General features: G+C 53.4%; 14 protein-coding genes. 13 read left to right on the forward strand and 1 reads right to left on the reverse strand.

Features of this window, described 5'->3' with window-relative positions:
• The first annotated feature begins 126 nt into the window (after positions 1 to 126).
• The 11 genes from BN2762_RS11725 (at position 127) to BN2762_RS11775 (ending at position 12914) form a co-directional block, all read left to right on the forward strand.
• Positions 127 to 741 carry an RNA polymerase sigma factor gene (locus tag BN2762_RS11725; protein ID WP_055107166.1) on the forward strand — a complete coding sequence of 205 codons (615 nt, stop codon included), beginning with the start codon at positions 127 to 129 and terminating at the stop codon, positions 739 to 741.
• Entirely contained in the window at positions 716 to 1579 is an 864-nt protein-coding gene (locus BN2762_RS11730) for an anti-sigma factor (protein ID WP_055107167.1), read from the forward strand. Before BN2762_RS11725 ends, BN2762_RS11730 begins: the two co-directional genes overlap by 26 nt.
• A gap of 210 nt (positions 1580 to 1789) precedes the next feature.
• Positions 1790 to 2020 (forward strand): hypothetical protein, encoded by a 231-nt coding sequence (locus BN2762_RS11735; RefSeq protein ID WP_055107168.1) that lies wholly within the window; start codon positions 1790 to 1792, stop codon positions 2018 to 2020.
• Positions 2021 to 2121: 101 nt separating this feature from the next.
• Positions 2122 to 3165 carry a nucleotidyltransferase family protein gene (locus tag BN2762_RS11740; RefSeq protein WP_055109960.1) on the forward strand — a complete coding sequence of 348 codons (1044 nt, stop codon included), beginning with the start codon at positions 2122 to 2124 and terminating at the stop codon, positions 3163 to 3165.
• The gene (locus tag BN2762_RS11745; protein ID WP_055107169.1) at positions 3162 to 4376 is read left to right on the forward strand and encodes a glycosyltransferase family 4 protein; all 1215 of its coding nucleotides are present in this window, start codon (positions 3162 to 3164) and stop codon (positions 4374 to 4376) included. The genes BN2762_RS11740 and BN2762_RS11745 overlap by 4 nt, the downstream gene beginning before the upstream one ends.
• Entirely contained in the window at positions 4376 to 5485 is a 1110-nt protein-coding gene (locus BN2762_RS11750) for a hypothetical protein (RefSeq protein ID WP_055107170.1), read from the forward strand. Before BN2762_RS11745 ends, BN2762_RS11750 begins: the two co-directional genes overlap by 1 nt.
• A 302-nt stretch (positions 5486 to 5787) precedes the next feature.
• A complete protein-coding gene (locus BN2762_RS11755; protein WP_055107171.1) occupies positions 5788 to 7560 on the forward strand; it encodes a sensor histidine kinase in 1773 nt (590 codons plus the stop codon).
• A 32-nt stretch (positions 7561 to 7592) separates the two neighbouring features.
• Complete coding sequence (locus BN2762_RS11760) at positions 7593 to 9167, forward strand: response regulator (protein WP_055107172.1); 1575 nt, start codon at positions 7593 to 7595, stop codon at positions 9165 to 9167.
• Positions 9168 to 9377: 210 nt separating this feature from the next.
• Complete coding sequence (locus BN2762_RS11765) at positions 9378 to 10298, forward strand: ABC transporter permease (protein WP_055107173.1); 921 nt, start codon at positions 9378 to 9380, stop codon at positions 10296 to 10298.
• 19 nt (positions 10299 to 10317) lie between these two features.
• The gene (locus BN2762_RS11770; RefSeq protein ID WP_083484907.1) at positions 10318 to 11262 is read left to right on the forward strand and encodes a carbohydrate ABC transporter permease; all 945 of its coding nucleotides are present in this window, start codon (positions 10318 to 10320) and stop codon (positions 11260 to 11262) included.
• Positions 11263 to 11333: 71 nt separating this feature from the next.
• Complete coding sequence (locus tag BN2762_RS11775; protein ID WP_055107174.1) at positions 11334 to 12914, forward strand: ABC transporter substrate-binding protein; 1581 nt, start codon at positions 11334 to 11336, stop codon at positions 12912 to 12914.
• Positions 12915 to 12966: 52 nt separating this feature from the next.
• Here BN2762_RS11775 and BN2762_RS11780 read toward each other — a convergent pair whose 3' ends face one another.
• Complete coding sequence (locus BN2762_RS11780) at positions 12967 to 13806, reverse strand: AraC family transcriptional regulator (RefSeq protein ID WP_055107175.1); 840 nt, start codon at positions 13804 to 13806, stop codon at positions 12967 to 12969.
• Positions 13807 to 13954: 148 nt separating this feature from the next.
• On the opposite strand from BN2762_RS11780, the gene BN2762_RS11785 reads away from it, so the two are divergent.
• Positions 13955 to 16012, forward strand: a complete 2058-nt coding sequence (locus BN2762_RS11785; protein ID WP_055107176.1) for a beta-galactosidase — start codon at positions 13955 to 13957, stop codon at positions 16010 to 16012.
• Positions 16013 to 16134: 122 nt separating this feature from the next.
• Entirely contained in the window at positions 16135 to 18555 is a 2421-nt protein-coding gene (locus BN2762_RS11790) for a beta-galactosidase (protein WP_055107177.1), read from the forward strand.
• Positions 18556 to 18580: the final 25 nt, after the last annotated feature.

An 18580-nucleotide genomic window follows, 5' to 3' on the forward strand; every position in this document is an offset into this window, starting at 1 on the left:
AGCTAAAAAATGATCCAGCAGGCAAAAAGACGGATGAAATTTGCTACAATATGCATAAAATAACTGGCCCTAAAGTAGGCCCAATAGGATCCTAAGTTACAGGTTATGGTCAAGGAGGGACGGGGGATGAAGGAGAGCCCCGAAATATGGCTGGCGGAGATTGCGGAGGGGTCGGTAACGGCGTTCGGCCGTTTCTACGATGCCTATGCTCCGATGGTGTACAGGTTGGCAGAGCAATACATGAAGAATGCTGCCGAGGCGGAGGACGTGTGTCATGACGTATTCATGGAAATTATGGATAAAGCGGGCAGCTATAATCCGGCTCGGGGCAGCGTCGAGGCCTGGCTTGCGGTACGCACGCGCAGCCGGGCTCTGGATCGGCTGAGGAAGCAGCAGCGGTGGTCTGTGGCGGAGGAATGGAGCATGGATCAGGAAGCGGATATCCTCTGGAGCAGAGGGATGGAATCCGCTGAGTACGAGGCGCTGCGCAAATGGGAGCAGGAGCAGCTGAAGCAGGCGATGCAGGCTATCCCGCCGATGCAGCGGATGGCGCTTCACGGAAGCTATATTGAGCAGCTGTCGCATCGCGAAATCGCCGAGCATATGAAGAGGCCCGTTGGAACGGTCAAGTCGTTAATCCGTTATGGCATCCGCAATTTGCGGCGCCGGCTGGACGAGATGAACCTGGGCAAGCTGGGAGGGGGAGTGGAGCCGTATGCGCAGGATAAATTGCACAAATAATCCGATGGATCCGCTTCATGACCGGGCTGAGCCCTGCGGCTTGTTTGCGGAGGAGCAGCTGGCCGATTTCGCAATGGGACGGCTGCCGGACGGAGAGAAGGCCCGGATGGAGGAGCACCGGCGGCAGTGCCGATCCTGCGATGCGATGATTCATGAATGGACGGAGCTGCTGGGCCAGGCCGCCATCGGCATCGGACCGCTCTTTAACGGCTCGGAGGACAGCGGGGAGCCTTCTGCGAATCGGCAGGCGCATTTGCGCCCGTATGCACCGGTGCACTCATGGCCGCATCCGCCGCGAAGGCTGCGCCGCAGGCTGATCCTCTCATTTCGGCTGCGTTCATTTCGCCGCAAATGGGCAGCGGATCGAAGCCGATATACCTTCGGCGCCATAGGCGGGCTGGCGATAATCCTCCTGCTCGGCGGATTGTTTGCCCTTCGTCCGCAGAACTGGCCCGGCGAGCAGCAAAGCCGGATTGAACGGGATATTTCGCATCAAATCCATCTGATTCAGAGCGCTGATACCGAGCAGTATGCGATTGAGCCTCATCCCCCTTATTACGGGGAAGGCATGGTCTGGCTGAAGCGGGAGTCCGGCGAAATGCTGATCGTTGTGGACGGGCTCCACTCGGTGGTGGAGAAGGATTATCAGATTTGGCTGCAGATGGAGGATGAGGCGAGCAGCCCCGGAATTCTTCCGGTGCAGCATCCCCAGGGGAAAACCTATTACCACGGATACGGCGCGGAGGAAGCCGAGCGGCTGATCATTAGCCTGGAGCCGAAGGGCGGCAGCAGGGTGCAGACCGGTCCCGAGGCGGTATGGGTAGAAATGAAACGGTGATAGAGCAGAAAAAAGCCTTTTTAGAGTGCATACAAAAGATTTGAGAAATATCGCATCAAAAGATAAGGATAGGGCCTGCATTTTCCGGTTAAATCGGCCAGCAGGGGAATTTTTGCCCAAATTCGCCGGTTGAAATCGAAGCGGGTCTTCTTTTTATAATAATATTAGCAGCCGACTTCATTGAGTGCTAATATCGAAAGGAGGATACGTATGTGGCTGACAAATGGGGCAAGCCCGCAAAGCAGCCTGCAGCTGCCGGAGGGCTATGCGGCAGGCGGAGCCATCGCTATATTGCAGGCGGAACATACGATGCTGTCCTGGAATATGGGATTCAAGCAGATGGCTATTCGAACGGGAAATCAGGCCAAGCGCCTGAGAAGAAGCATAAAGCGGATGCTGCGGCTTGAGGACAAGCCGGAGATAACAAAGCAAGGAAGCTGAAGATGAGGTTATTTTCACTATTATGGCAACATGATCGTTGAAAAATCGACCGCCATGATTCAGCTTTTTTTAATATCGATCAAGGAAGGGTGATGTTTGTAATGAAGGCATTGCTGTTAGCGGGAGGAATGGGCAGCCGTCTGCTGCCATTAACGGGCCAATACCCGAAACCCATGGCTCCGGTTGGGAACCGGCCTTGGCTGGAGCACTTGATTACTCAGCTCCGGGACCAAGGTTTCCGTGAAATCCTCATTGCCCTCAAGCATTATCCCGAGCTGGTTCACGGATATTTCGGCAGCGGGAGGAAGTGGGGAGTGAGCATCGACTACACGCTGGAGAAGGAGGCGCTGGGCACGGCCGGAGCGATCAAGCACGCTGAATCGAAGCTCGGCAATTCATTTATCGTTCTTAATGCCGATGTGGTGCAGGAGCTCGACCTGAAGCCGCTCGTCGATTTTCATGCCGGGCACGGGCAGGCGGTGACCATCGGGCTGACAGAGGTAGAGGATCCTTCGCAATTCGGTGTCGTTGAGCTGGCTGAAGGACAGCGCATCGTCCGGTTCGTGGAGAAGCCGCGGAAGGAGGAGGCGCCGTCCCGGCTCATCAATGCGGGAATCTATGTCATGAACAAGGAGGCGCTGCAGCTTATTCCCGCCGGAAGGGAGGTTTCCATCGAGCGGGAGGTTTTTCCGAAGCTGATTCGTACGGGAATGGGCGTCTATGGTTATCAGCTCAAAGGCTATTGGCTTGATATGGGCACAAGGGCGAGATACCGCCAGGTGCATTGGGATGTGCTCGATCGAAAGCTGCCGATTCCGATTTATGGCGAGGAGATTCGCCCAGGGGTCTGGGTTGGGCGGCAGTGCAGAATTTCGCCCCGGGCCACGATCGTTCCTCCGGTGCTCATCGGGGACAAAGTGCGGATTGAGGAAGGCGTGACCATTGGGCCGTATTCCGTAATCGGGAACGGCTGCATTATTAAAGAGCAGGCGGAGCTGTCCGAAACGATTCTATGGGAAGGCTGCCGCGTCGAGTCCGGAGCTCAGCTTCATCAATGCGTCTTCGGCACGGGCGCGGAGGCTGGCCCAAATTATGCGCTTTATGAAGCCGTCGTTAATCGGATGAAGGAGGCGGTGTCGTTATGACGAAAATCGCTTTTATCGGTACTTATATTCCCCAACGCTGCGGCATTGCCACATATACGCATCATTTGCGCCAGAGCATCCGGGGGGCGAGAGGATGGCGGGGCATCGATCCGGTCATTGCTCTGCGGACGAGCGAGGCTTCGGGACTGGAGACGGCTCCGGGCATTTGGGAGCTCGACAAGCATGACCGGACCGCTTATATCCGGGCGGCCGACCGGCTGAACCGCAGCGAGGTGGCTGTAGTATCGCTCCAGCATGAGTTCGGGATATTTGGCGGAGAGGCCGGAGAATATGTGCTCGATCTAGCCGAACGCTTGGAGAAGCCTCTGGCCGTGACTTTCCACACGGTCTTCGAGAAGCCGGAGGAGCCTTACCGCAGCGTACAGGAGCGTCTGGCGAAGCGAGCCGATATGATCTTGGTCATGAACCGCAGAGCGGTCGATTTCCTGCACGGCGCCTTCCGGATTCCTCGGGAGAGAATCCAGGTCGTGCCCCATGGCACGCCGGAGCCGGCCCCCGGCAAGCGGATCTCGTACCGCCGCAAAATGGGGTGGGACGGGCGGAAGGTCGTGATGACCTTCGGGCTGCTCGGCCGGGGTAAGGGATTGGAGACGGTCATACATGCGCTGGACAAAGTAGCCCGCGAGGTGCCGGATGTCCTGTATGCGATCGTCGGACAGACGCATCCCGAGGTGAAGAAGCAGGAAGGAGAGGCCTATCGCGAGGAGCTGCAAGCGATGATTCAGCAGCGCGGGCTGGAACGCCATGTAACGATGATCGACCGCTATGTGGAGGAGGATGAGCTGGTCGGCCTGCTGTCGGCCTGCGATCTCTACGTAACCCCTTATCCCGGGCTGCAGCAAATCACGAGCGGCACGCTGGCCTATGCCGTAGGGTTGGGCCGGCCGGTGCTGAGCACGCCTTACGTATATGCAGAGGAGCTCCTGGGAAGCTATCCGGAGCTGCTGCTTGCGCCCGGGGATGCCGAGCTGTGGGCCGAGCGGATGTGCAAGCTTCTCGGAAGCGAGGAGGAACGGCTGGAGATGGAACGCGGCATGATGGATATCGGCCGCGCCATGCACTGGCCAAAGGTTGGCAAGCTGCATTTGAGCCTGTTCGGCCAGCTCTCCGCCAAGGCAAAGGCTGGCGCAGCCGCCTCCAGCCTTAAGCAGGATCGCCCGGAGTTGGCACCGAAGGTTGTGGAAGCGTAATGACTGCCACGATAAGCAAAAGGCTTCCCGGGCTGACCCATCTTCGGCGACTGACCGACGATACGGGGATTACAGAGCACGCGCTCGGGAAAATTCCCCGGCGGAAAGAGGGCTACAGCACGGATGACCAGGCCCGCGCGCTCTGGGCCAGCCTGGAGCTTCTGGAATTGTCCGGCGAGCAGGATCGCCCGCTGCTCTTGACGCTAATCGATACTTATTTGGCGTTCATGTTGTGGGTGCAGAAGGAGGACGGCCATTATCATAACAATATTGCTTATGATCGCTCGGCGGAGCCGGAAGTCCCTTCGGAGGACTGCCTGGGCCGGTGCCTGTGGGCATCCGCTCTGGCTTACTGCCGCCTGAAGGATCCCGGCAGGCGGCTGGCGGCGGAAACATTGCTCGCCCATTCGCTCCCGCTGGTCTCCACGCTGCGGACGCCCCGGGGATGGGCACATGCATTGGCAGCGCTGGGCCTGCTCAAAAGACATGGTTATCACGAGGGTCGAATCCATGGCGCCGCAGCAGCTTCTGCATTCTCCGCAGACCTGGCGGACTCCGCGATCCAGGAGCTGGCGCGTTACCTTAAGCTGAGTTACCGCAGCCACGCGGCGGAGGATTGGCAGTGGTATGAGGCCGAGATGACTTATAGCAACGGGCTTCTGCCTTGGGGAATGCTGTGGGCCTACGAATCGACTGGGGACAGGGAGGCTCTCGACATCGCCTTGCGCAGCCTCGACTTCCTGATCCTGCGCAGCCGCAGTCCCGAGGGACATATTCGTCCGATCGGCAACAGGGGCTGGTGCTCGCGGGACTCCCGGGCCTTATGGGATCAGCAGCCGATCGATGTCATGAAGCTGATGCTGGCCTGCATCAAGGCGGATGAACTGACGGGCGGAATGCGTTACCGTGAGACGGCACGGGCTTGCCGTGACTGGTTCTACGGCGACAACGACACCGGGGTGCCTCTTGCTGATCACGAAGAGGGCAGCTGCTGCGACGGTCTGCAGGAGTGCGGGGTGAATTTGAACCGGGGTGCAGAATCGACCATCTCCTATTTGCTGGCTGAGGTTATGTATGAGGGGCATTTGGCAAACGAGAAACAGCCATAGGAAAATAAGTTAAAGAGAACAATGAACATAGAAGCAGTGGAAGAGGGTAAGAGAAAAGTAGATAGTCATAGAGAAATAACATCGTAGCTGATGAAGATATTAGTCGGAGCAGCATGGACAGCAAGGCAGCGGCCAAGCCTGTCCATGCTGCTTTTTTATTGATAGTTTGGCTGGCGTACAATTAATAACAGGAAAAATCCTGGCCTATCCAGTAAATATACAAAGATTGATATACATATCTGGGCGATCTGTTACGATAAGATAAATATCCAACATCATCGTTTAAAAGGGGAGTCATAGCGATGCCTGACTTGAAAAAGCGTTACGTGCCTTTTACATATAAAATGATGATCCCTTACTTGCTCCTAGTGCTGCTGACGGATGTGCTCATTGGATATATCTCTTATACGATGCTGACGCAGTCGCGGACAGAGATGGCGGAGACGAATATCCGTACCGGGATGGAGCAGGCCAGATACAATATTCAGTACCAAATGGATGAAATCCAGCGCATGTCGGATACACTGTTCGGCAGCGTGGCTTTTCAAAGAGCGCTGCAGAAAAAGGGAGAGCCGCTGGACATTTATTTGACGATGAAGGATGAGATCATCCCGCAAATCGTGTCGCCGCTGCAGCTGTTCGGCAACAACATCCGCTTCATGCTCTACACGCCCAATAGCGACATGATCATAATCAATGGCGATAATTTGGAAGAACCGATCAAGCAAAGTGATTATTATATCCTGCCTTTGCGGGACATCGAGGCAACCGACTGGTATCAGCTGTACAAAAATTCGGAGCGCAACAATCTTTGGGTCCAAATCGATACGGATAAAAAACTGGACCATATTTCCCACATCCGCAAGCTCGTATCATACAGCGACTACGGGGCAATCATCGGCTATGTGCGGATTACTGTGCCTCTCGACGCTTTGTTCGGCAATTTAGCTACTTTTCCGGTAGAAGAAGGGATCACAGTCCGGTTAATCCATCAGCTGACAGGAGAGCGGGTGTACCAGCGCGGCCCTGCGGAATTAGCCGAACAAGCTGAACTGGGGGAACAGACAGGAGGCAGCGATGCCTATCTTCGTCTTCATGAGCCTATCTCAGGGACTGATTTTGCTATCGAAACGCTTGTTCCGAAGGCATATTTGACGAAAGATGCTGGAAAGCTGCAGCGGGTGATTCTTGGGGTGTGCGCAATCAGCTTTATCGGGATGACCTTAATTGGATTCATGGTAGCCAGGCTTAACGGACGAAAAATGACCCGGATCGTCATGCTTGTCCGTTCTTTTCAGGAAGGAAATTTTCAGAAGCGCATCCGCTTTTCGGGAAATGACGAGTTCGTGCAGATTGCCGAAGCTTTCAACATGATGGCGATGAATATCCAGGAGCTGATCGATAGCGTGTATTTGCAAGGGATTCAGAAGAAGCAGGCCGAACTGGAAGCGCTGCAGGCACAGATCAATCCCCATTTTCTCTATAACACATTGTCAACGATCAATAGTTTGGCGAACCTGGGGGAGATCGGCAAGGTCACGGAGATGGTCCAGGGTCTCTCCCGCTTTTACCGGTTAACACTGAATCAAGGAAATGTACATATTCATTTGGGAAAAGAGTTGGAGCAGGTCGAGACGTACCTGGAAATTCAGCGCGTCAAGTACGCCGACGCATTTACTGTGCAGGTCGATGTCGAATCTGAGATACTGGACTATCAGGTCATCAAGCTGATTTTGCAGCCCTTCGTCGAGAACGTATTCAAGCATGCCTGGTTCGGAGAAACGATCGCGATTCGGATTACGGGCCGTCGCATAAACAATGACGTCGAACTGAAGATCATCGACAACGGGGTAGGTATGCGTTCCGAGCAGGTCAGGCTGCTTATGACGGGGCCCAGCCAAACCGGAGGCTATGGGGTAAGAAATGTGGATGAACGAATCAAGCTCAGGTACGGCGAAGCCTACGGTGTTCAAATCGCTAGTATTTACGGCGGGGGGACGACGGTGCGGCTTCTCCTGCCGGCCGGTCACGGTGATGCTGCCGATACGCCCGAATTGCCAAATATGCCGTATTAACGATAATACTTCTTAGAGAGGAGTCGCAAAAGATGAGCGTAAATGTATTGCTGGTAGACGATGAGGCCGTCGATTTGGAGTGGCTGCGCCGCAGAGTCCTGGCAAGCGGACTGGACATCCATGTCGCCGGAACGGCCAACAGCGGTTTTCTGGCTTTGAAAGTGATGGAGGAGCAGCGCATCGACCTGATCCTGTCGGATATCCGGATGCCGATCATGTCGGGAACAGAGTTTGCACGTAAAGCCAAAGTGATTAACCCCGAGGTTAAGGTCGTGTTCATTAGCGGCCACGAGGATTTCAATTATGCCCGGGAAGCAATAGAAATCAACGCGTGTGATTATTTGTTGAAGCCGGTAGAAGACAAGGAGCTGTATGATCTGCTTAGCAAGCTTTGCGCAGAGGTGGAGGAAGAGAAGGAACAGGCGCGTTCTTACTCCGAGACGTTATCGCTGGTTAGCGAGGAGCTGCTGCTGAGGTGGCTGGAACACGACGATCCCGGTTTTCCCGAGCCGCATCTGCAGAGCATTCTCCACCCGCTACTGTCATCTGGCTGCGCCGCCGCGTTCATCGAAATCGATGACTTGGAGTGGAAGCTGCGGGATTTATCCGAGGATGTTCGCCGGGTGGAGACGCGCACCATTATTCAGCGGATTAAATCGCTGGCGATGGGTACGGAGCTTGGCGCCCTAACAATAGCTAGACAGACTAGGCTGATTGTTTTGTCGGCATTACCCGAGGACCTGTTCGTAAAGCGGCTCAATGAGCTTATTCAAGAAGTCGCACAGACTACTTCTTATACAGTTACTGTAGGCGTAGGGAAATATACAAATGACGCCCAAGGCCTGCATGAATCCTTTCAGCAGGCCCAAGCCTCGCTAAGCGCGAAATGGCTGCTCGGCAAGAACCGTCTCCTGCGCGATCCGATGGAGCCGGCGAGGCAGGGAGCTCCCGGCACGCCGATTGACGGCACCATTTCCGCCATGCTGAATGCCATTATGGACTATGATCTGGTCGTCATCGATGACTGTTTGCTTGATCTGCTGCTCTACAAGGACATGCCGCTGGCCAGCAAGAAGGAGGTGTACGAGCTCATTATTCGCATCACATCAAGCCTGCATGCCGAATTGCTGCAGCGCAGCGAGAATTTGTACGAGCTCTTGGAGTGGGAATCACATCAGCCCGATGTGCTGTTTCAGTTCGAGACGGTGCATGACGTTGTATCCTGGCTGAGACGGAGGTTCTTCGAGCTGTCGGAGAAGCTGTACGTGAAGCGGCAGCGGCAGAAGCGCAAGCTGATCGACGAAATCATGGGCTATGTCGAGGAACATTTGGAGAAGAAGATCACTTTGAAGGAAGTGGCGGCGCATTTTGATTTCACGCCGAACTACCTGGGTCATCTGTTTAAGGAAGAGACAGGCATGCTGTTTAGCGAATATTTGAACGAATGCAAGATGAACCGGGTTTGCCAGCTTCTGCGCGATCCGACCCTTAAGGTGTATGAGGTGGCCGAATTGATGGGCTACAAAAACATTATTTATTTCAACCGGCAATTTAAAGCGAGCATGGGAATGACGCCCGGGGAGTATAGAAAAAAGAACAAGATCTAGCTTTGGAAAGAAAGCGAATAGTTGAATGCAAGCTGCCCTCGGCAATTGGCCGGGGGCTTTTTAAGATGACAGAATTTTTGTATTTTCGGTGAATCGGTGAATTAGTATTAGTTTTTGTTGTTTGCCTGAATCCTCACGCGGGAACCGCCTCCTTATAATGAAAAGTAAGGACATTAGAGAGAATACTGAGATTTCGAGAGGGGAGTAGACATGAAAAATCAGGGCTTTTTCAGCGATCTAAAGAAATACAGAGCATTGCTGCTGATGCTCACCCCCGCTGTATTGTTTTTCCTGCTGTTTGCCTATGTACCTATGGCCGGCATCGTTCTTGCCTTTAAGCAGTTCAACTATCAAGGGGGCATATTCGGAAGCCCATGGAACGGATTGGAGAACTTTCGATTTTTCATGGAATCGGGCGACGCTTGGCGTGTAACCCGCAATACGGCACTATATAATATTGCGTTCATCATCGTCAATAATCTACTGCAAATAGTTACGGCAATCCTGCTGTTTGAGGTAGCCGGTAAATGGTTCCGTAAGGTAACCCAGACGGTGCTGTTCCTGCCGTACTTCATTTCCTGGGTCGTGGTTGGGGCTATCGCTTACAACTTGTTTAACTACGACGTCGGTACACTGAACGTAATGCTAAGATCAATTGGTCTCGGGCCTATCGACATTTATAACACAGCTGCTTATTGGCCGCTGATTCTTATCGTAGTGTCAGCATGGAAGGCACTGGGCTACGGCTCCATTATGTATCTGGCGGCGATTACGAGCATCGATACGGAAATGTACGAGGCGGCGGAAATTGACGGGGCGAATATTTTTCAGCGAATTTTGAAAATAACCGTACCGAATCTCATGCCTACCGTCATTATCTTGTTCCTGCTGGCCATCGGCAATATTTTCCGCGGAGACTTCGGCATGTTCTACAATATGGTCGGCAATAACGGACTGCTCTTCTCGTCCACGGACGTCATCGACACCTATGTGTTCCGTTCGTTAACGACATCCAATGAAATCGGCATGTCTGCGGCGGCAGGGTTCTACCAATCCATCCTGGGATTCGCGACGATTCTGCTGGCCAACTATGCGGTGCGCAAATACGACAAGGATCGCGCCTTGTTCTAAAAAGGGAGGCTTGATGCAAATGAGTGCGACAACAGCAAATCCCGGCCGTTTCGATCCGGAAATCCGTGCCGGGAAAGGCAAGGGGAAATCTTCGGACCGTCTGCTGCTCGCGATTATCGGATATACGTTACTCACTATTTTAGCGCTATTTTGTATCTTTCCGTTCATACTGATTATCTCTTCCTCGTTCACTGAGGAAAGCTCGATTATCGAGCATGGGTTCACAATCATCCCGACCCAATTTTCCTTGGAAGCCTACAGCATATTGTTCAAGTATCCTGCGGATATGCTCAAAGCTTACGGGGTTACGATCAGCGTGACTTTGATCGGAACGGCTGTCGGATTATTCCTGACTTCGATGACAGCTTATGTGCTGTCCAGAAAAGATTTCAAATGGCGCAACCACTTTTCCTTCTTCTTCTTTTTTACGACCTTATTCAGCGGCGGGCTTGTTCCGTGGTATTTGATGATCGTCAACTACCTGCAGCTGAAGGACACATTGGTCGTGCTGATTGTGCCGATGCTCATGAACGTGTTCTATATTATCGTCATGAAGTCATTCATGAGCAGTATTCCAGAGGCGATCACAGAATCGGCAAAAATCGACGGGGCCAGCGATTTCCTGATTTTCCTGAAGCTCATTATTCCGCTGTCCAAGCCGGCGCTGGCAACGATCGGCCTGTTTATCGCCCTGGCTTACTGGAACGACTGGTATCATGCCCTGCTCTTTATTTCAAAATCCGATCTAATGCCGCTTCAGTACTATCTTTATAGGCTGTTAGGCAATATGGACGGCATGCGGAAGGCGATGATGGAATCGGGGGCGGCAATCAATCTTGAAATCCCGACAGAGAGCTTAAAGATGGCAATGACCATCGTTGCGACCGGTCCAATTCTGATCGCTTACCCGTTCATTCAACGCTTCTTCGTGCAAGGGCTGACGATCGGGGCCGTTAAAGGGTGACCTCAGGGAAACCTGGTTATCAATATATAGCTGTACTCTTGATTACATTAATTGATTGGGGGAAACATGCCATGAAACAGACTAAAAAGACGGTAACACTTCTGCTGACGGTTTTTCTGGTGCTGGCAACGCTGTTAAGCGCTTGCGGCGGAGGGAAGAATGCGGCAGAGAATGGCGGGTCCGCGAACGCAGGACAAGGAAATAGCGGAGCAAACAGCACAGAATCTACAGATACGATCGATATATCCAAGGAAGTCAAACTGAAAATGCTTCTAGTCGGCGGCAAGCCGGTGGACTACGAAGAGGTTTTTGGCGAGCTGAACAAGCTGTTGAAGGAGAAAATCAACGCTACGGTAGAAGCGGAATTCCTCGACTGGTCCGACTGGACGCAGAAATATCCGCTGAAGTTCGCAGCGAACGAGGACTTCGACATCGCTTATACGGCAAACTGGGCATTTTACAATGATCAGGCGATCCGCGGCGGCTTCCTAGAGCTGACGGAGGAAATGCTTGCGAAATACACGCCGAAAACGTGGGAGGCGCTGCCAGCGGCTGCGTGGGATCAGGCAAAGGTATCCGGCAAAGTATACATGGTACCGCAAAACAGTAACGAGGTTGTAGACAAAGTGGTATTGATCCGCGAGGATCTGCGCAAGAAATATAATCTTGAGCCGGTAAACAGCCCGGAGACGTATGCCGCATATCTTAAAACGATTGCAGCCAACGAAAAAGGAATGAATGCATTCGGTGCCAAACCGGGCGACGGCTGGAAATGGCATGAGCTTGACGAGGTGCTGCTGGAGCAGCAAAACAACTGGAAGGTTGTTGATCCGAACGTGCCGTTTGCATTCAAAATGGACGATCCGTCCGGAAAGGTGTTTAACGTTTATGATACGCCTGAATTTACGGAGCTGTTGAAATATTATAAAGATCTCGTGGATAACGGAGTATGGTCGAAAAACGTCATCAGCTATAAAAATGACGTATGGCAGGACATGAAGGCCGGCAAGTTTGCATCCCGTGCGCAGAACCTGGGTACGCTTGCGTTCAACGTGGCAGAACAGCGCCGGGATAAGCCGGAATATGAGATGGCGGTCGTCGACTTGACACCGGACAAGATGAAATCCGCGGCGGTCTCGACTCAGAACGGCATGGCGATTCATGCTACCTCCAAAAACCCGGAGCGTGCGCTGATGCTGATCGATTTGCTGCAAAATGACAAGGAAATTCACGATTTAACGATGTACGGCATTGTCGGCAAGCACTATGAGCCAGTGGGCGATGACCAATTTACGCCGGGTCCGAGCTCTACGAACTACACCGGCTTCTCGAACTGGGGATGGAACTCCCTGCTGAACCGTACGGATACGACGTATCCGAAGGAAGCTGACGAAATGCTCAATCAGTGGCAGGAGCATGTATACCATTACCCTCTCGAAACTTTCGTGTTTGATGACAGCAAGGTGAAGAACGAAGTATCGAACCTGGGGAACGTGATGCTGCGCTATGCGATTCCATTGGAATACGGCCTAATCCAGGATATCGAAAAAGGCCAAGCCGATCTGATCAAGCAGCTGCAGGCGGCAGGCATCGATAAAGTAGGCGCTGAGATGCAAAGCCAAGTTGATGCATTCCTGGCAGCGCAGAAATAAAGGGTTCAAGGCTGTCCCAAACGCCTGTTTGGGACAGCTTTTTAAATGAATTTTACGATTGGTCTTTGTATTTTTTGGGTGTCAGGCCGTAGGTACGTTTGAACATGCGGATAAAATAGCTCGTTTCCATGCCGAGCTTCTCGGCCACGCTCTCCACTGTTATGTCGGGGTTCTCTTGAAGGAGCTGGGTCGCCCGGCGCATCCGCAGCTGCAAAATGTACTGCTGGGGCGTCATGCCGTAGCTGGTCACAAACAAACGGTGAAAGTGCTGGGGGGAATAGCCAGCGGCCCTGGCTACGTTCGTCAGCAGCAGCTTTTCGTTGTAGTGGTCGTGGATGAGCTTTACTGCGGCTTGCAGAGCAGGCTGCGGGCTGCTGGAAGCAGTAACGCCCTTCAACGATTTTTTGTCACTGGTCTGCCCTTCAAGCAATGAGATGGTCATGCCGTAAATGCGTTTGGAGGCTTCCCAGTACGATTGCTCCCCGTTCAGGCTGATGAGGTGCCATAGCGACTCAAGCTGGCTCCAGAGCAGCTCGAAGTTGGGCACCTGCAGGGCCGACAGCATCAATTCGTGCATTTGCTCCAGCAGCGGCTTGGCCGCATGGCCGTCGAAAGCGACGAAGCCCAAATCCCAATTTTCCGTAGATTCGTAAGGGAAATAAGCGTGCGGGAGATTGGCTGGCAGAAGCAGCGCGGTACCGGGAGTCAACAAAATATCGGCACGGCCTGGGATGCGGAAGATCCCTTGACCGCTGCGGGACAGGAACAGCTGATGGGCAGGGTAGCCATCGGGCCGCTCGAGGTGCTTCTGTTCATGGCTGCCGACGCAATAAACGTACAGCGGGAGTATTTGCTCCAAATTGGTGAATTCCGCAAGCAGGAAAGGCATCATGGCTTTGAGTGACCTCCAAATCAAAAATAGTCCAATGTTAAGATAAGACGATTATTAGTTGTATATGTTCTATGATTATAAGAGGATTTTGGTCTATTATCAAAGGTATATAAGTGAATATGACGATTTTACAAGGAGAGATACAGCGATGACGAAGAAATTTCCACCGATCAGCGACAGGCTTCCCGTATTGATGCACGGAGCGGATTATAACCCGGACCAATGGCTGCATGATCCAAAGGTGCTGGAAGAGGATATCCGCATGATGAAGCTCGCCAACTGCAATGTAATGGCGCTTGGCATGTTTTCCTGGGCTGCTCTTGAACCTGAAGAAGGGGTATTTACGTTTGAATGGCTGGACCGGGTACTCGATTCGTTCGCGGCGAACGGCATTTATGCCTGGCTGTCCACGCCAAGCGGCGCACGCCCGGCCTGGATGTCGGCGAAATATACCGAAGTGCTGCGGGTGGAGAAGAACCGCGTCCGCAATTTGCATGGCATGAGACATAACCATTGCTACACCTCCCCGGTTTACCGGGAGAAGACAGCGATCATTAACGGCAAGCTGGCGGAGCGCTACGGAAACCATCCTGCCGTCATCGGCTGGCATATTTCGAACGAGCTGGGCGGAGACTGCCATTGCGACTATTGTCAGGAGGCGTTCCGGGCATGGCTGAAGGAGAAATACGGCACGCTGGAGAAGCTTAATTTTGCCTGGTGGACATCCTTCTGGGCCCATACGTACACCGATTGGAGTCAGATCGAGTCACCTGCTCCTCACGGGGAAAATATGGTTCACGGACAGAACCTGGACTGGCGCCGTTTCGTGACCGATCAAATGACGGATTTCTGCAATCATGAGATCCAGTCCGTGAAGAAGGCGAATCCTGCCTTGCCGGCGACGACGAACATGCATATGACGGAAGGGCTGGACTACCGGAAACTGGCTAAAATTCTTGACGTCATTTCCTGGGATGTGTATCCGACCTGGCATGATTATAAAAATGACATTGAGCTGGGCGCTTCGATTTCTTTCTGGCATGATCTGTATCGTTCGCTGCAGCAGAAGCCATTCCTGCTGATGGAGAGTACGCCGAGCCTGACAAACTGGCAGCCGGTCAGCAAGCTGAAGCAGCCGGGTATGCATAAGCTGTCCTCCCTGCAGGCGGTCGCTCACGGCTCGGATTCCGTGCAATATTTCCAGTGGCGCAAGAGCAGAGGCTCCAGCGAGAAGTTCCACGGTGCAGTCGTAGATCATGTGGGACATGAACATACGAGAGTGTTTAAGGACGTCGCAGATTTAGGTCGTACGCTTGCCGATATTTCGGAGATTGCGGGCACGCCGACTCCGGCGAAGACAGCGATTCTTTTCGATTGGGATAATCGCTGGGCCGTACAGGATGCGCAAGGACCGCGCAATTCAGGCATCCATTACGAGGAGACGGTTATCGCGCATCACCGGGCGATTTGGGAGCAGGGCGTACCGACGGATATCATCGGCTCGGAGGATGACTTTAGCGGATATAAGCTGATCGTTGCTCCGATGCTGTACCTATGCCGGGAGGAGACGGGCCGTAAGCTGGAGAAGTTCGTGGAGCATGGCGGAACTCTGGTTACGACCTACTGGTCTGGTATCGTCGATGAGCATGATCTGTGTCATCTTGGCGGCTTCCCGGGGCCGCTGCGCAAGACGCTTGGCATCTGGGCGGAGGAAATTGAAGGATTGTACGATCATGACCGGAACGGCGTAGCGATGGCCGAGGGCAATGAGCTGGGCTTCACGGGCAGCTTCGAGTCCCATGAAATTTGCGAGCTGATTCATACAGAAGGCGCTGAGGTACTGGGAACCTATACGGACAGCTTCTATACGGGCCGACCGGCACTTACGGTGAACCGCTTCGGGCAAGGCCGCGCTTACCATATGGCGACGCGCCTGAAGGACGATTTCCTGGGCGAGTTTTACAAGCAGATCGTTGATGTCGCAGGCGTTGAACGGGTTATTCATACTGATCTGCCTGCCGGCGTGACCGCTCAGGTCCGGACGGATGGGGAATCCGATTATGTGTTTGTGATGAACTTCAGCGGACAGGAGCAGCATGTACAGCTGGATGATCGTCAATATGTGAATATGGAAACAGGCGAAGCGTTAAGCGGAAAACTCACCTTGCCTGTTCACGGAGTAGTCGTATTGAAACGTCCGGCTTAAGCCGCAAACCTGTCAATAATACTTGAAATTTGCATGTTAGCCTAACAACAAGCCGGAGCGAATGCCCGGCTTGTCTTCTCTGATCGATTTGCCCAAATTGCCCATTGAGAGGAGTTTTGACGATGCCATATTCCATTCAAGCCAATATTAAGCCCAAAAAAATAACCCCTTCCACCTTGAGGCTGGGCGGACGAAATCCGGCTGGAGACGAAATCAGCTTTACGAACTACTATATGGAGCTCAACGGAAAGCCGTATTTTGCCATCTGCGGTGAATTTCACTATTCCCGCTACCCGGAGGCGGATTGGGAAGCAGAAATCAACAAGATGAAAGCATCGGGCATCAACATTCTTGCGACTTATATTTTCTGGAATCATCATGAGGAAATCGAAGGGCTATACGACTGGCGGGGGAACCGCAATTTGCGGAAGTTCATTGAGCTGTGCCAGCGCAGCGGCCTATACGTCATTTTGCGCATCGGGCCGTTCTGTCATGGGGAGGTGCGCAATGGCGGACTGCCGGACTGGCTGTTTGGCCGGGCGTTCGATGTCCGCTCGAATGATGAGGGTTATCTGCATTATGTCCGGCGCCTATACGCGGAGATCGGCCGTGAGGCGTCCGGGCTTATGTTCATGGACGGCGGACCCGTCGTTGGCATTCAGCTGGAGAACGAACTTAACGCCGCCGCGGCGTTATGGGAGATGACGGCAAAGCAGGGAGACGAGTATTTGAGCGGAGGCAGCAGGGGAAGCGAAGGGGTGAGGCATATGCGGCACCTGAAAGAGCTGGCGATCGGGGCTGGGCTTGAAGCGCCGGTTTATACGAGCACAGGCTGGGGCGGTGCTCCGGTGCTGGAGGATGAGGTGCTGCCGCTTTATGGAGGCTATGCCTATACGCCTTGGAGCATCAGCGCGCAAAATCCGTTGCAGCAGCCGACGCGGGAGTATATATTCGACAGCTATCATGACGATCGGGCAGCCGGAGATTTTGCACCGCCGTACCCGAAGGAGAAATATCCGTTCGCGTGTTGCGAAATGGGCGGGGGCATGCAGACCTGGTATTTGTCCCGCTTTCAGGTGGAGCCGGAGAGCGTGTCGGCTATGAGCCTGATGAAAATTGCGGGCGGCTGCAACTTTATCGGGTATTACATGTTTCATGGCGGAACAAATCCCGTGGGGCAGAGCGGTTATTTGAACGAGAGCACGACTCCGCGGATTACTTATGACTTCCAGGCCCCGATCGGGGAATTCGGCCAAATCCGGGAATCGAACCATCGGCTTCGCCTGCTGCATTATTTCCTGAGAGCCTTCGGGGAACGACTGGCACCAATGTCGACAGTTTTGCCGGAAGGGGCGGCCGGGATTGAGCCGGACAATACAGAGACGCTTCGGTATGCCGTGCGTACCGATGGAAGCTCGGGATTTGTTTTCGTGAACAACTACCAGGATCATGTCGAAATGAAGGAGCATCGGGGCGTTCAATTTGACATTCAACTGGGGGAAGGCAGCATTCGCTTGCCGCAGAATAATACGTTGACGATTCGCAAAAACGCTTCGTTCATGCTGCCGTTCCAGTTCGACTTATCCGGCTTGTTATTGCGTTATGCCACGGCACAGCCTGTAACGGTGACGGGTTCCGGGAAGCTTAGCACTTACTTCTTCGCTATGCCGGAAGGCATCGACGGAGAATTCATGCTGGCGGCGGACGGGATAACGAGTGCCGAGACGGATGCAGGAACGGTTCGGCGGGAAAAAGACGGAAGCTACTGCATCGTAGTGCCTCATCACGTACCGGCAATGATTCGTATTTACCGCACGGACGGCAGCGAGACCCGCATTTATGCGATGTCATCCAAGGAAGCTTCTATGCTGTGGGAAGTGGAAACGGAAATGGGAGGAGTCGAAGATGAACCGGTCTCAGTCTTGGCCTCGACAGCAGGTAGAGGCAGAAGACGCATTCTGTTCTCGGATACCCCGCTTGCCGGAACCGCGTACGGATTAGAGTTTTTCAGTTATGGTGCGAATGAATTTTCATTCCGGGAATATACGGATGAAAGGAACAAGCAGGAATGGCAGGCCGATGGAGAGGGCTGCCGGATTGCGGCCGAGCGGGATGGCTGGTTTGAAAACTGTCATATACAGATGCCGGCCAAACCCATTACAATGGAAGTGAAGCGCATTCATGATCATAAGGTGCTGATTTCTCTAGACCAGCGCATTCTGGAGGATGCCCAGGATGTTCTTCTTAAGATCGATTATACGGGGAATGTCGGCTATGCCTTTTCGAAGGGCAGGCTGTTCCACGACCATTTCTATAATGGCGCTCCATGGGAGATTGGCTTGTCGCGATTTCAGGAAGCCATTGAAGGCGGGGAAATTGTATTGGAAACGACGCCGCTGCGTAAAGGCGTCATGAATGTGGCACAAGACGCTGCCATGGCGGTGGAGCAGTTGTTCGAGGGAGAGCAGACGGCGGAATTTCACGAGGTATCGGCTGAGGTCGTGTACCACGTTGCGGTAACTAGCAGAATAAGAGAGTTGTAAGAGTTGTAAGAGACAGGAGGATCTC

Source organism: Paenibacillus ihumii (genome assembly GCF_001403875.1).
Taxonomy (GTDB): Bacteria; Bacillota; Bacilli; order Paenibacillales; family Paenibacillaceae; genus Fontibacillus; species Fontibacillus ihumii.

Bases quoted from the DNA above. Each gene is read 5' to 3' on its own strand.
- BN2762_RS11775 (WP_055107174.1), top strand. From the start codon at position 11,334: ATGAAACAGACTAAAAAGACGGTAACACTTCTGCTGACGGTTTTTCTG.
- BN2762_RS11785 (WP_055107176.1), top strand. From the start codon at position 13,955: ATGACGAAGAAATTTCCACCGATCAGCGACAGGCTTCCCGTATTGATG.
- BN2762_RS11730 (WP_055107167.1), top strand. From the start codon at position 716: ATGCGCAGGATAAATTGCACAAATAATCCGATGGATCCGCTTCATGAC.
- BN2762_RS11790 (WP_055107177.1), top strand. From the start codon at position 16,135: ATGCCATATTCCATTCAAGCCAATATTAAGCCCAAAAAAATAACCCCT.
- BN2762_RS11735 (WP_055107168.1), top strand. From the start codon at position 1,790: ATGTGGCTGACAAATGGGGCAAGCCCGCAAAGCAGCCTGCAGCTGCCG.
- BN2762_RS11760 (WP_055107172.1), top strand. From the start codon at position 7,593: ATGAGCGTAAATGTATTGCTGGTAGACGATGAGGCCGTCGATTTGGAG.
- BN2762_RS11745 (WP_055107169.1), top strand. From the start codon at position 3,162: ATGACGAAAATCGCTTTTATCGGTACTTATATTCCCCAACGCTGCGGC.
- BN2762_RS11740 (WP_055109960.1), top strand. From the start codon at position 2,122: ATGAAGGCATTGCTGTTAGCGGGAGGAATGGGCAGCCGTCTGCTGCCA.
- BN2762_RS11765 (WP_055107173.1), top strand. From the start codon at position 9,378: ATGAAAAATCAGGGCTTTTTCAGCGATCTAAAGAAATACAGAGCATTG.
- BN2762_RS11725 (WP_055107166.1), top strand. From the start codon at position 127: ATGAAGGAGAGCCCCGAAATATGGCTGGCGGAGATTGCGGAGGGGTCG.
- BN2762_RS11750 (WP_055107170.1), top strand. From the start codon at position 4,376: ATGACTGCCACGATAAGCAAAAGGCTTCCCGGGCTGACCCATCTTCGG.
- BN2762_RS11780 (WP_055107175.1), bottom strand. From the start codon at position 13,806: ATGATGCCTTTCCTGCTTGCGGAATTCACCAATTTGGAGCAAATACTC.
- BN2762_RS11770 (WP_083484907.1), top strand. From the start codon at position 10,318: ATGAGTGCGACAACAGCAAATCCCGGCCGTTTCGATCCGGAAATCCGT.
- BN2762_RS11755 (WP_055107171.1), top strand. From the start codon at position 5,788: ATGCCTGACTTGAAAAAGCGTTACGTGCCTTTTACATATAAAATGATG.